The sequence below is a fragment of the Micromonospora sp. BL1 genome (assembly GCF_003667485.1).
Taxonomy (GTDB): domain Bacteria; phylum Actinomycetota; class Actinomycetes; order Mycobacteriales; family Micromonosporaceae; genus Micromonospora; species Micromonospora tulbaghiae.
Genome location: NZ_RCVK01000356.1, coordinates 1 through 12,575, shown reverse-complemented (window position 1 = coordinate 12,575; position 12,575 = coordinate 1). Strand labels below are relative to the sequence as shown.

The following is a 12,575-nucleotide window of genomic DNA, read 5'->3' as shown; positions in this document are numbered from 1 at the left end:
GTCCGTTTCACGACGTCTGCGAGGTGCCGCAATTCCAAGATCGACGACAACGGCCGGCACCCCTGGAAGGGGGCCGGCCGTTGTACGGGTCGGGTTACCAGACCTGCTGGACGATGTCCGCCGCCTGCTCCTCCCACTGCGCGTACGCGTACGGGTAGGCGGACACCTGGACCGTCTGCGCGGCCGTGGTCAGCGGCAGCTCGTGCCAGCCGCCGACGTTCTTCAGCGCGTTGAAGAACGCCTTGCTGGAGTACTCCGGGTCGGTGATCTGCTCGGACGTGCCCCAACCGGACGACGGGCGCTGCTGGAACAGGCCCTCCGAGTCGTGGTCGTTGTACGCGCCGAGGTGACCCAGGTTGTACAGCTTCGACTCCTGGAGCGAGGTCGCGACGCCGATCACGGCGCCCCGCTCCCCCACGCCGGTCTCCTTGGCCGCCTCCACGATGGCCTTGGCGTTGTCGAGCTGCGCGTCGTCGAGCGGGATGCGCGACTGCGCGCCCTCGACGCCGTGCGGCACGAGCTTCTCCTTGGCCGGCCGGTCGGCCCTGGTCGGCACCTTGTCCAGGCCGGTGGTCTGGCCGGGCTTCACCGACTCGGTGGAGGTCTTCTTGCCGGTGGCCAGGTCGATGGCGGCCTTGGCGCCGGCGTGCGGCCCGCTGGTGACCGGCGCGGCCACGGCGACGGGGCCGACGGCCAGTCCGCCCAGTACGGCCACCCCCGCCACGCTCAGCGCGGCACGGCGGTTACGGGAGACGGCGGCGGTCTTCGCGACGGCGGTCTTCGCGATGGCGGGGAGCCATCGAGTGAAGTGCTGCTTCACGATGGTTGCCCTTTCGATCGTTACGACGCGCTCCGGGGTGAGCGCCCCTCGAGGGACTACCGCCGGGTAGGTGTTTGGTTCCGGCGGTACGGGGGACACAACGAGCCCGCCCTGTCGGTCATTCCGGAAATGCCGGGCAGGGCGGAGGCTGCGGTCCAGGTCACCCGGAATTCCGGTCAGCAGGGGCGTGCCCACGGCAGACCGGGACGATCAGGCCGGCACGCCGAACCGGACCAGCACGTGCCAGAGCTGCTTGAGGTGCTGGAGCGTCACCTCGGCCGGTCCCCGGTCGGCCCAGCGCTGCGGCTCGCGTACCACCGAGGCGGCGGCGCGGCCGACGAGCGCCGCGTGCAGCGGCTCCCCCGGGCGGGCGAACTCGGCGTGCACGCGCGCGGCGAGCGGCGGGATGTCGGGGCCGCGGAACTCGGCGTCCACGCCGTCGACCGGCAGCACGAAGCCGGGATGGAAGCGCAGCGCCAGGCCGTGCCGCCCGGCGATCCCCTCCAGGCGCCGTCCCACGTCGGTGCCGCGGAACGACGGGTCGACCACGAGCGCCTCCACGTCGCGGGCGAGACTGATCTCGCCGTGCACCTGCGCCTCGATGTAGTCGTCCAGCGCCCGGCCGACCCGCCCGGACTCCCGTTCCCGCCGCCGCAGCAGCGTCCGCAGCAGCGTGGCGGTGTCCGTGCCGGCCACGCCCAGGGCCACGCCGGTCCCGGCGGTGGCGGTCAGCAGCGCCGCGAACACCGGCTCGAAGACGTCGACGGTGCCGAACTCGGTGGGCTCGACGTGGCTGTCACCGAAGCTGAACGTGGCCCGGGCCAGCGCCTCCGGGCGCAGCCGCAGGTGGCAGGACCCGAACCGGGGGCACGCGCCGTCGGCGTGGTCGAGCAGGTTCAGGCCGCCGTACTTCGGGCGCTCCGCGGGGAGCACGCCGGGACGCTGGTACGCGCCGCCGAACATCGCCTGCTCCCAGACGTCCCGGTCGCCGCCCGGGTACGCGGTCAGGCCGCCGTTGGAGACGCCGGTCTCGAACTGGCTGCGGTAGACGCCCTCCTCGTCCAGCGCCTCGACCACGGTGCGGCCGTCGCGCAGCACCCGGTCGGGGTGGAAGTTGAGCGTCAGCCGCCCGTTCCCGGTGATCGCGGCGACGACCTCCTCGTACCGGTAGGTCGTGCCGGAGGCCGCGAGGTGGCGGGCGATGACGGCGAGCGCCGCCGGGCGGTCGCGCTGCGCGACGTCGCGGACGTGGCGCAGCGCGGCGGACTGGGCGTCGGTGAGGACGGCGACGGGCACGGGCCCGAGTATCACCGGACGGAACGTGGTGCGGCCACACGGTTTCCGGGCCGGCGACGAGCCCGGCCCCGACGTACGGGCGGGCCCGGACCGGATCACTCCGGCCGGGCCCGCGCGGGTGTGCCGTCCTCAGTGGCCACGGGCGATCCACTCGTCCAGGTGCGGCGCCTCGGCCCCGATCGTGGTGTCGTCGCCGTGCCCGGTGTGCACCACCGTCTCCGGCGGCAGCGTGAGCAGCCGGGTACGGATCGACTCGACGATCGTGCCGAAGTCGCTGTACGACCGCCCGGTCGCGCCCGGTCCACCGGCGAACAGCGTGTCGCCGGTGAAGACCGCGCCCAGGTCGGGGGCGTACAGGCTGCACGCGCCGGGGCTGTGACCGGGCGTGTGCAGCACCCGCAGCGTGGTCCCGCCGACGGTGAACGTCTGCCCGTCGGTCAACTCGCCGTCCGGCGGCGTGTCCGGGTGCACCATGTCCCACAGCACCCGGTCGGCCGGGTGCAGCAGCACCGGCGCGCCGGTGGCCCGGGCCAGTTCGGGCGCGACCCGGACGTGGTCGTCGTGGGCGTGGGTGGCGATGATCGCCAGCACCCGCCGGTCACCGATAACCTCGCGGACGGCCGCCACGTCGTGCGGCGCGTCGAGGACGACGCACTCGGCGTCGTCACCGATCACCCAGACGTTGTTGTCCACGTCGAACGTCTGGCCGTCGAGCGAGAACGTGCCGGAGGTGACGGCGTGGTCGACGCGGCCGGTCACGGGAAGACCACCACCGAGCGCAGCACGTCGCCGTGGTGCATCCGGGCGAACGCCTCCTCGACCTGGTCGAGGGCGATCTCCTCGGTGACGAACGCGTCCAGGTCCAGCCGGCCCTGCCGGTACAGCTCGGTCAGCATCGGGAAGTCGCGGCTGGGCAGGCAGTCGCCGTACCAGCTGGACTTGAGCGCGCCGCCGCGGCCGAAGACGTCCAGCAGCGGCAGGTCGACGGTCATCTCCGGGGTCGGCACGCCGACCAGCACGACGGTGCCGGCCAGGTCGCGCGCGTAGAACGCCTGCTTCCACGTCTCCGGACGCCCGACCGCGTCGATCACCACGTCGGCGCCGAAGCCGCCAGTGGCCGCGCGGATGGCCTCCACCGCGTCGTCCTCGGAGGCGTTGACCGTGTGGGTGGCGCCGAACTTGCGCGCCCAGTCGAGCTTGCGGGAGTCGGTGTCCACCGCGATGATCGTGGTCGCGCCGGCCAGGGCCGCGCCGGCCACCGCCGCGTCGCCGACGCCGCCGCAGCCGATCACCGCGACCGAGTCGCCCCGGGTCACGTTGCCGGTGTTCATGGCCGCGCCGAGACCGGCCATCACGCCACAACCGAGGAGGCCGACCGCTGCCGGCCGGGCCGACGGGTCCACCTTCGTGCACTGTCCGGCGTGCACGAGCGTCTTCTCGGCGAACGCGCCGATGCCGAGCGCCGGGGTCAGCTCGGTGCCGTCGGTGAGCGTCATCTTCTGCGTCGCGTTGTGAGTGGCGAAGCAGTACCAGGGGCGGCCGCGCCGGCAGGCCCGGCACTGCCCGCAGACCGCGCGCCAGTTGAGCACCACGAAGTCGCCGGGCGCCACGTCGGTGACGCCGTCGCCGACCTGCTCCACGATGCCGGCGGCCTCGTGGCCGAGCAGGAACGGGTAGTCGTCGTTGATGCCGCCCTCGCGGTAGTGCAGGTCGGTGTGGCAGACGCCGCACGACTGGATGCGGACCACCGCCTCGCCCGGCCCCGGGTCCGGCACCACGATGGTGGTGACCTCCACGGGCGCGCCCTTGCGCCGCGACACGACTCCCCGGACTTCCTGGCTCACGGTGCCTCCTTCGTTACGTGCGTCTGCACCCAGAACCTACCGCTGATCATGACCCGCGAACCAATGAAGCCCGGCGGATTGTCCTGGTCATGACCGGGTACCCGGTGTGCCGGTTCTACCAGGTGGGACGGGAGTGATCATGAGGCTGTCGCATGCGCCGCTGCGGGTCGCCATCGGCGCGTACATCCTGAACTCGGGGCTGGGCAAGCGGGGCCTGGAGGGTGAGGCCGCCGCGGGCATGCACGGCATGGCGGCCGGCGCGATGCCGCAGCTGCGGCAGATCCCGCCGGACCGGTTCGCCGTGCTGCTGTCGCGCGGCGAGGTCGCGCTCGGCGCGGCGCTGCTCGCCCCGTTCGTGCCCTCGCTGCTGGCCGGGGCCGCGCTCACCGCGTTCGGCGCGGGCCTGGTGCAGCTCTACCTGAAGACGCCGGGCATGCGCGAGGGCACCAGCCTGCGGCCGAGCCAGGCGGGCATCGGCCTGGCCAAGGACGTGTGGCTGGTCGGGGCGGGGCTGACCCTGGTGCTCGACTCGCTGGTCCGGCACGGGCGCTGATCCGCCCGGAGCCGAAGCCGCGCCGGGCCGCCCGCACATCGCCGGGCCGCCCGCGTACTCAGGCGGGTGCCGCGACCGTCGCGGCGGCCCGCTCGTCGGCGAGCCGGCGACGCGCGGCGTTGCGGTAGCGCAGCACCTGCGCCGCGCCGAGCGCCCAGAGCAGGAACTGGACGGCGAACGCCCACCGGAACGCGGCCAGCGGCGGCGCGTCGTGCCCGGCGGGGGTGGCCAGGTCGAGCACCACGCCGACGGCCAGGATCAGCACGATCGAGGCGGCGAAACCGCCGACGTTGACGATGCCGGTGGCGCTGCCGATGCGGTGCACCGGGTTGAACGAGCGGGCGTAGTCGAACCCGATCATCGACCCGGGACCGTTCACCGCGAGCACAACCACGAGCGCCACCAGCAGCGCGTGCGGAGCCCGGCCGGGCCAGGCGAGCACCACCGCCCACATCCCGGCAGTGGCGGCGGTGATCGCGAAGACCAGCACCGAGCGGTGGAACGGGTAGCGGGCGCACAGGTACGCGAGCAACGGCCCGCACACGAGCGTCACCATCGTCATCACGGTGAGCAGCCCGGCCGCCGCGGTGGGCGAGAAGCCCTGTCCCTGCACCAGAAACGGGTAGCCCCACAGCAGCGCGAACACGGAGCCGGAGAACTGGGTGACGAAGTGCGTCCACAGGCCCAGCCGGGTGCCCGGCTGAGCCCACGCCTCGGCGAGCCGGCGGCGCACGGTGGCCAGGTCGGGCGCGAGCGTGGTGGCGTGCTCGGCGTGCGGGGTGTCACGGACCGCGACGAGCACCAGCAGCACCACTGTCGCGCCGAGCGCCGCGGCGGTCAGGAACGCCGGCGTCCAGCCCGCGCGGTGCAGCAGCAGCACCAGGGGTACGGCGCCGAGCACCGCGCCGAGCTGGCCGACGGTGCCGGTGAGCTGCACCAGCAGCGGATTGCGCCGGCCGGGGAACCAGAACGCGACGATGCGCAGCACGCTGATGAACGTCATCGCGTCACCGAGGCCGACGAGCACCCGGGCGGCGACCGCGAGCGGCACGTCCCCGGCGACGGCGAACATGACCTGCCCGGCCACCATCAGCGCGCCGCCGGCCAGCAGCAGCCGGCGCGAGCCGTAGCGGTCCAGCAGCACCCCGACCGGGACCTGCATGACGGCGTAGACGGCGAGCTGGGCGACGGAGAACGTGGCGAGCGCGGCGGCGTTGATGTGGAAGCGGTCCGCCGCGTCGACCCCGGTGACGCCGAGCGAGCTGCGGTGGAACACGGCGGTCAGGTACGCGGTCAGCGCCACCGCGTACACCAGGGCGGCGGGCCGGCGAGCCGCGCTCACCGCAGCGTTCCGAGCATCCGCGCGGCGGTGTCGATGTGCGCGGCGACCGCGTCGTGCCACGCCTGCGGGTCGTCGCCGTCGAGCGCGGCGAGCTGCCCGGCGTGCTCGGTGAGGGCGACCTCGGCCCAACCGGGCGAGAGCCGGAAGCTCGCCTCGCCCATGCGCAGCTGCCGGTCGCGCAGCCGGTGGTACAGCTCGGCCAGGATCTCGTTGCCGGCCGCCTCGACCACGGCGGCGTGGAACGAGCGGTCGGCGGCCATCAAGGCGGTGAGGTCACCGGCGGCGTGCGCGCGGCGCATCTCGTCCAGCCGGCGGGCCAGGTCGGCGCGCAGCTCGGCGCGGCGCGGCCAGACCCGGTCGGCCGCGTGCAGCTCGACCAGGCGGCGGGCCTCGATGACGTCGGTGATCTCCCGGGCCGACACCGGCCGGATCAGCGCGCCGCGCTTCGGGTAGAGCTTGACCAGCCCTTCGGTCTCCAGCCGCAGCAGCGCCTCCCGGACCGGGGTGCGGGACACGCCCGTCGCCTCGGCGATCTCGCCCTCGCTGACGAGCTGGCCGCCCGGGTAGACCTGTTCCAGGATGGCCTGCTTGAGGTGCCGGTACGCCCGCTCGGCGGCGGACGGCGCGACCCGGCTGGGATGCGTCATGTATCTAAGCTTGCTCCCCGGGCCGTCCGGACGGTCCGGCGCGGGCCGGGACAGTGGCGAAGGCCACGGGTCAGGCCCACAGCTTGCGCAGCAGCGCCTCCACCGCGGCGGTCCGCTCGATCTGCGGCATGTGCCCGGTGTCGCGGAACAGATGGCTGCGCGCGTTCGGCAGCCGCGTGCGGGCGTACGCCAGATGCGCGGCGGGCAGGACCAGGTCGCGCTCGCCCCAGACGAGCAGCGTGGGCAGGTCGAGCGCGGCCACCGCGTCGAGCAGGTCGGCGCGCCACTGCGGGCGTACGCCGCGCCAGGTGCCCAGGTCGCGGACCAGCTCCAGCATCACCCGGGCGGCGTGCGGCTGACCGGCCGCGGCCAGCGCGGTGGCGATCCGCTCGTCGGTGACGTACGCCGGGTCGTGGAAGATCGCCCGCTCGGTGCGCCAGGCGATCCTCGGGTGCGGGCGCAGCAGCAGCCGGGCCAGCGGGCGTACCGCCAGCAGCCGCAGCGCCACTGTCACCTCGCGGCCGAAGCCGGCGCTGTTGAGCAGCGCCAGGCTCGCCACCCGGTGCGGCGCGTCGGCGGCCAGGCGCATGGCCACCGCCCCGCCGAGGGAGTTGCCGACCAGGTGCGCCGGGCCGGTCACCCCGGCCGCGTCCAGGAAGCGGGCCACCGCGGCGGCCAGGGCCGGAAGCGTGTGCGGCCCGTCCAGCGGCGCGGAGCCGCCGTGCCCGGGCAGGTCCACCGCGAGCACCAGGTGGTCGCGGGCCAGCGCGGTGTGCAGGGCGGTGAAGTCGTCGAGGGTACGGCCGATGCCGTGCAGCAGCACCACGGGCGGCCCGTCGCCGCTGATCCGGCAGCGGGTACGCCGTCCGTCGACGGTGCGCTCGTCGGCCGGGGGCAGGGCGAGCGTCACGCCTGGCGTCCGGGTTCCGCCGCGGCCTCCTCGCCGGACCGGGGAGACGGAACCGGCACGGTGGCGTCGGTCGCGACGGTGGGCGCCTCGGCGGGCGGAGCTGTGGGCGCGGCGCCGGGCCGGGCCGGGGGCTGGCGCATGCCCAGGGCCAGCACCCTGCCGTAACCGGCCGGGGCGACGCGGGCGAGCAGGTCGGGCAGTTTCGCCGACCAGCCGATCAGCACCCGGCCGCGGCGTCGCTGCACGCCGCGCAGGATCATCTCGGCGGCGGTCGCCGGGTCGATGGTGAGCAGCTTCTCGAACTGCTTGAGCCCGGCCTCGTACTCGTCGAGGGCCACGCCGCTGCCGACGCGGGCGCTGGCGGCGATCCGGGTGCGGATGCCGCCCGGGTGCACCGAGGTGACGCCGATGCCGTCGTCGACGAGTTCGTGGCGCAGCGCCTCGGTGAAGCCGCGCACGGCGAACTTGCTCGCCGAGTACGCGGCCTGCCCGGCGGGCGCGATCAGCCCGAACAGGCTGGACACGTTCACCAGGTGGGCGCCGGGCTCGGCCTTGAGCGCGGGCAGCAGCGCGTGGGTCAGGCGGACCACCGCCCGGAAGTTGATCTCGATGACCCAGAGGAACTCCTCCAGGGTGACCTGGTCGAAGCGCCCGCCCAGCGCCACGCCGGCGTTGTTGATCAGCAGCCGGATCCGGGGGTGCGCGCGGTGGATCTCGGCGGCGACCCGGTCGGTGGCGTCGGCGTCGGCCAGGTCCACCACGTGGGTCTCCACCCGCCGGTCCGGGTACGCGGCCCGGATCGCGGCGACGGTGGCGGCCAGGCCGTCGGCGTCCCGGTCGAGCAGCACCAGGTCGGCGCCGCGCCGGGCCAGCCCGTGGGCCAGCGCCGCGCCGATGCCGCTCGCGGCGCCGGTGAGCACCGCCGTGCCGCCGGGGAAGACGAGGTCACGCATCGGTTCCTCCGGAGCTGGTCGTGGCGGCCGGGGCGGTGGCGGGCGCGCCGGCGCGGGTGAACCGGACGCCGTCGGTGAGCGGGCCGTGCCGCATCAGGCGTACGTCGCGGGGATAGTTCTGGTGCAGCCGCCACGGCGCCTGCGGCCCCTGCTTGGGGAGCTGGTCGACGGCGCGCAGCACGTACCCGGACTGGAGGTCGATGATCGGCACCAGGTCGTCGGTGTCCGGGGCGAGCGGCGTGACGATCTGCCGGCCGGTGTCGTCGAGGTGGCGCAGCAGCCGGCAGACGTACGTGGCGACGAGGTCGGCCTTGAGCGTCCAGGAGGCGTTGGTGTAGCCGATGGTCATGGCGAAGTTCGGCACGCCGGACAGCATCATGCCCTTGTAGGCCACAGTCGAGGCGAGGTCGACCTCGGCGCCGTCGACACTCAGGGTCATGCCGCCGAGCGCGAGCAGGTTGAGGCCGGTGGCGGTGACCACGACGTCGGCGGGCAGCTCCTCGCCGGAGGCGAGCCGGATGCCCCGCTCGGTGAACGTGTCGATGGTGTCGGTCACCACCGACGCGCGGCCGGCGCTCAGCGCGGCGAACAGGTCCCCGTCCGGCACCACGCACAGCCGCTGGTCCCAGGGGTTGTAGCGGGGCGAGAAGTGCCTGTCGACGTCGTACCCGGACGGGAGCCGGCCCTTCGCGGCCCGGCGCAGGAACCGCTTCACCACGCCGGGGGCGCGGCGGCTGAGCTGGAAGTTGGCCACGCCGAGTGTGACGTTCTTCCACCGGGCCACCGCGTACGCGGCCTTCGGGGGCAGCCACCGCCGCGCGGCGTCGGCGAACGGGTCGCGCGAGGGCAGCGCGATGACGTACGTGGGTGAGCGCTGGAGCATGGTGACGTGGGCGGCCCGTTCGGCCATGGCCGGGACCAGGGTGACGGCTGTGGCGCCGCTGCCGATCACCACGACCCGCTTGCCGGTGTAGTCCAGTTGCTCGGGCCAGTGCTGCGGGTGCACGAGCGTGCCGGCGTACTTCTCGACGCCGGGGAACCGCGGCGTGTAGCCCTCGTCGTAGCGGTAGTAGCCGGAGTTGGTGAACAGGAACCCGCAGGTGAGGGTGACGTCCTCGCCGGTGTCGTCGCGGTGGGCGTGCACCGTCCAGCACGCGGTGGCGCTGTCCCACTCGGCGCGTACGGCCCGGTGGTGGAAGCGGATGTGCCGCTCCACGTCGTACTCGCGGGCGGTCTGACGCACGTACGCCCGGATGGAGTCGCCGTCGGCGATCGCCTTCGGGTCGGTCCACGGCTTGAACGAGTAGCCGAGGGTGTACATGTCGGAGTCGGAGCGGATGCCCGGGTAGCGGAACAGGTCCCAGGTGCCGCCGATGGCGCCCCGGGCCTCCAGCACCGCGTAGGTCTTGCCGGGGCACTCGCGTCCGAGGTGGACGGCGGCGCCGATGCCGGACAGGCCGGCCCCGACGATGAGGACGTCGACGTGGTCTGCGGCCATCGCTTCTCCCGTTCGCACCGGCGGTGGACCGGACACTATCCATCGCCGTCGACCGCAGTCAACACCGTGTCGAGTCGAACCGACACGGTGTCGAGCGGGTGTAGCATCAGCCGACATGACGACCGCCCGTACGCCGACCGGCGCCGCGCCGACGCGCGGGCGGCGGGCCGGCCGGTCCACCGGCGACGAGCGGGAGACCGCGATCCTGGCCACGGCCGAGCGGTTGCTGACCCAGCGCCCGTTCGCCGACATCTCCATCGACGACCTGGCCCGCGGCGCCGGGATCTCCCGGCCCACGTTCTACTTCTACTTCCCGTCCAAGAACGCGGTGCTGCTCACGCTGCTCGACCGCGTCACCGAGGAGGCCGACGCCGCCGCCGGGGGCGTGTTCGAGCGGCTCGCCGAGGATCCGCGCGCTCACTGGCGGGAGCTGATCGCCCGGTTCCACGCCACGTTCGGCGGGCACCGCGACGTGGTGCTGGCCTGCGCCCAGGTGCGCGGCACCAACGCCGAGGTGCGGCGGCTCTGGGCCGAGGTGCTGGAACGCTGGGTCCGCGCGGTGCAGGCCGCGATCGAGGCCGAACGCGCCCGCGGCGCGGCCCCGGACGGGCTGCCCGCCCGGGACCTCGCCATCGCGCTGAACTCGATGAACGAACGCGTCTGGTACGCCACGTTCGCCGGGGACGGCCCGGCGGTGGCCGAGCGGGACGTGGTCGACGTGCTGCTCGACGTGTGGCTGACCGCGATCTACCGGACCACCACGCCGCCGGTCACGCCGCCGCTCGCGCCGTCCGGCGGAACTCCATGACCCAGTTGGTCTCCCAGGTGCGCTCGCCGTCGGTGGAGAACGCCTGTTCCCACCGGCAGGAGACCGGCGTGATCGCCGACCAGAGGAACCGGCAGCGCACCGGCCGCCCCTCGTCGGTGTCGTCGGCGTGGAACGCACCGACGCCGTCGGTGAACCGGCCCACCACCGGCGGCTGCTCCAGCACGCCCCGCTCGCTGTGCATCCAGTAGATCGACCACAGCCCGGTCGCCGGGTTCAGGACGCGCACCGAGGAGCCGGAGAAACCCCGGCTCGGGCAGCGCATCTCGTCGAAGCTGCCCGCGCCGTCGAAGAACGAGCGCGCCTCGCTGACACCGGCGAACTCGTCCCAGTCGTCGCCGCCGACGTGGCGCTGCCGCAGGCGCCGGTTGGTCACGTCCCAGGTGCCGACGAGGAAGTCGAAGTCGCCCATCAGAACCCCACCGGCCCTTCGGCCCGGGTGTCGGCCAGGTAGCCGGCCAGGTCCGGCCGGTCCGGCGCGAGCACGTGCCGGATCCAGGCGGCGCGCTCGTGTTCCAGCACGCCCAGTTCCCAGACGCACCCGACGCCGGGCCGGGTCAGGTCGACGAAGTGCGCCGGGTCGTCGTCCGGGCAGTCCAGCCCGGGCTGCCCGGCGATCGCGATACGGCACTCGACCACGTTGTCGAAGAACCAGCTGTACGCCAGCAGGTACGCCCCGGTGTCCGCGCCCCGGTGCAGCACCACCCAGCTCGCCGACGGGGTGGCGCCGTCCGGGCCGGGCAGCAGCCTCGGAAGGTACGCGTACGCGGCGTCGACCACCCGCGGTTCGAGGCGGCGGTCCGGCTGGTCGATGTGGTAGCGCTTGACGTGCCGGCCGCCGGCCTCGACGGTCCCCGGCACGGTCAGCTCCTTGTCGTGAAAAGCCATGCGGGCACGCTAGGACCGCTTCCCTGACAGCTAGTGTCAGTGGAATGCGGGCCAGTCGACTCCTGTCCATCCTGCTGCTCCTTCAGGCGCACGGCCGGCTCACCGCCGCCGACCTGGCCGACCGCCTCCAGGTGTCGGCGCGCACCGTCTACCGGGACGTGGAGGCGCTGCACGCCGCCGGCATCCCGCTGTACGGCGAGGCCGGACACGACGGCGGCTACCGACTCGTGGAGGGCTGGCGGACCCGGCTGACCGGGCTGACCGCCGAGGAGGCCGACCGGCTGCTCTTCGCCGGGCTCCCCGGACCGGCCGCCGAGCTGGGCTACCAGTCGGTCGTCACCGCCGTACAGCTCAAGCTGCGGGCCGCGCTGCCCGCGCCGCTGGCCGACCGGGCGGCCCGGCTGGAGCAGCGGTTCCACCTGGACACGCCGGGCTGGTACTCCGACGGCGACCCGTCGCCGCACCTGGCCGAGGCCGCCGAGGCGGTGTGGCGGCAGCACCGGGTCCGGGTGCGCTACCGGGGCTGGCGGGGCGAGACGACCCGGGTCCTCGAACCGTACGGGCTGGTGCTCAAGGGCGGACGCTGGTATCTGGTCGCCGCCCGGCCGGACCGCGCCGACCCGGCCACCTACCGGGTCAACCAGATCCTCGACCTGACCCCGCTCGACGAGCCGTTCGAGCGGCCGGAGTTCGACCTGCCGGCCTGGTGGCGCGCGCACGTGGTGGAGTTCCGGGCCGGTCTGCACCGCGACGAGGCGCGCATCCGGCTGTCGCCGCGCGGGTTCGCCCGGCTGCGCGAGGTGGGCAGCGACGTGGTGGTGGCCGCCGCCGAGGCGAGCGCCGGCCCGCCCGACGCCGGCGGCTGGGTGCGCGCGGTCATCCCGATCGAGTCGCTCACCCACGCCCACGGCGACCTGCTCCGGCTCGGCGCCGAGGTGGAGGTCCTCTCCCCCGCCCCGCTGCGCGCCCGCCTGGCCGAGACCGCCACCGCCCTGGCC

General features: G+C 74.2%; 14 protein-coding genes. 3 read left to right on the top strand and 11 right to left on the bottom strand.

Features of this window, described 5'->3' with window-relative positions; translation table 11 throughout:
• Window positions 1-94: 94 nt before the first annotated feature.
• The 4 genes from EAD96_RS27145 to EAD96_RS27130 all read right to left on the bottom strand — a co-directional run bounded on the left by EAD96_RS27145 (window position 95) and on the right by EAD96_RS27130 (window position 3,960).
• Window positions 95-820 carry a hypothetical protein gene (locus EAD96_RS27145; protein WP_120569828.1) on the bottom strand — a complete coding sequence of 242 codons (726 nt, stop codon included), beginning with the start codon at window positions 818-820 and terminating at the stop codon, window positions 95-97.
• 210 nt (window positions 821-1,030) lie between these two features.
• Complete coding sequence (locus tag EAD96_RS27140) at window positions 1,031-2,131, bottom strand: DUF3626 domain-containing protein (RefSeq protein ID WP_121686241.1); 1,101 nt, start codon at window positions 2,129-2,131, stop codon at window positions 1,031-1,033.
• 114 nt (window positions 2,132-2,245) lie between these two features.
• Window positions 2,246-2,875: an MBL fold metallo-hydrolase gene (locus EAD96_RS27135; protein WP_121686240.1), complete on the bottom strand. Its 630-nt coding sequence runs from the start codon at window positions 2,873-2,875 to the stop codon at window positions 2,246-2,248.
• Complete coding sequence (locus EAD96_RS27130) at window positions 2,872-3,960, bottom strand: S-(hydroxymethyl)mycothiol dehydrogenase (protein WP_013286410.1); 1,089 nt, start codon at window positions 3,958-3,960, stop codon at window positions 2,872-2,874. Before EAD96_RS27130 ends, EAD96_RS27135 begins: the two co-directional genes overlap by 4 nt.
• Before the next feature lie 139 nt (window positions 3,961-4,099).
• Here EAD96_RS27130 and EAD96_RS27125 point away from each other — a divergent pair, with 139 nt between their 5' ends.
• The gene (locus tag EAD96_RS27125) at window positions 4,100-4,513 is read left to right on the top strand and encodes a hypothetical protein (RefSeq protein ID WP_121686242.1); all 414 of its coding nucleotides are present in this window, start codon (window positions 4,100-4,102) and stop codon (window positions 4,511-4,513) included.
• 58 nt (window positions 4,514-4,571) lie between these two features.
• On the opposite strand, the gene EAD96_RS27120 is transcribed toward EAD96_RS27125, so the two are convergent.
• From EAD96_RS27120 to EAD96_RS27100, 5 genes are all read right to left on the bottom strand, one after another.
• Complete coding sequence (locus EAD96_RS27120; RefSeq protein WP_121686239.1) at window positions 4,572-5,855, bottom strand: nitrate/nitrite transporter; 1,284 nt, start codon at window positions 5,853-5,855, stop codon at window positions 4,572-4,574.
• Window positions 5,852-6,502, bottom strand: coding sequence for a GntR family transcriptional regulator (locus EAD96_RS27115; protein ID WP_121686238.1), 651 nt, complete (start codon window positions 6,500-6,502; stop codon window positions 5,852-5,854). Before EAD96_RS27115 ends, EAD96_RS27120 begins: the two co-directional genes overlap by 4 nt.
• A gap of 70 nt (window positions 6,503-6,572) precedes the next feature.
• Window positions 6,573-7,412, bottom strand: coding sequence for an alpha/beta fold hydrolase (locus tag EAD96_RS27110; protein WP_121686237.1), 840 nt, complete (start codon window positions 7,410-7,412; stop codon window positions 6,573-6,575).
• Window positions 7,409-8,365: an SDR family oxidoreductase gene (locus EAD96_RS27105; protein WP_121686236.1), complete on the bottom strand. Its 957-nt coding sequence runs from the start codon at window positions 8,363-8,365 to the stop codon at window positions 7,409-7,411. Before EAD96_RS27105 ends, EAD96_RS27110 begins: the two co-directional genes overlap by 4 nt.
• Complete coding sequence (locus EAD96_RS27100) at window positions 8,358-9,863, bottom strand: NAD(P)/FAD-dependent oxidoreductase (protein ID WP_121686235.1); 1,506 nt, start codon at window positions 9,861-9,863, stop codon at window positions 8,358-8,360. The genes EAD96_RS27105 and EAD96_RS27100 overlap by 8 nt, the downstream gene beginning before the upstream one ends.
• Before the next feature lie 115 nt (window positions 9,864-9,978).
• Between EAD96_RS27100 and EAD96_RS27095 the strand changes: the two genes are divergently transcribed.
• The gene (locus EAD96_RS27095; RefSeq protein WP_121686234.1) at window positions 9,979-10,671 is read left to right on the top strand and encodes a TetR/AcrR family transcriptional regulator; all 693 of its coding nucleotides are present in this window, start codon (window positions 9,979-9,981) and stop codon (window positions 10,669-10,671) included.
• Here the strand turns inward: EAD96_RS27095 and EAD96_RS27090 are convergent.
• Together EAD96_RS27090 and EAD96_RS27085 are read right to left on the bottom strand one after the other, a co-directional pair.
• The gene (locus tag EAD96_RS27090) at window positions 10,634-11,101 is read right to left on the bottom strand and encodes a hypothetical protein (protein ID WP_121686233.1); all 468 of its coding nucleotides are present in this window, start codon (window positions 11,099-11,101) and stop codon (window positions 10,634-10,636) included. The two genes, EAD96_RS27095 and EAD96_RS27090, sit on opposite strands and share 38 nt — an antisense overlap.
• Window positions 11,101-11,577, bottom strand: a complete 477-nt coding sequence (locus tag EAD96_RS27085) for a hypothetical protein (protein ID WP_121686232.1) — start codon at window positions 11,575-11,577, stop codon at window positions 11,101-11,103. Before EAD96_RS27085 ends, EAD96_RS27090 begins: the two co-directional genes overlap by 1 nt.
• A 44-nt stretch (window positions 11,578-11,621) precedes the next feature.
• Here EAD96_RS27085 and EAD96_RS27080 point away from each other — a divergent pair.
• The coding region (locus EAD96_RS27080) for a YafY family protein (protein WP_147457937.1) at window positions 11,622-12,575 on the top strand (954 nt) is incomplete at its 3' end.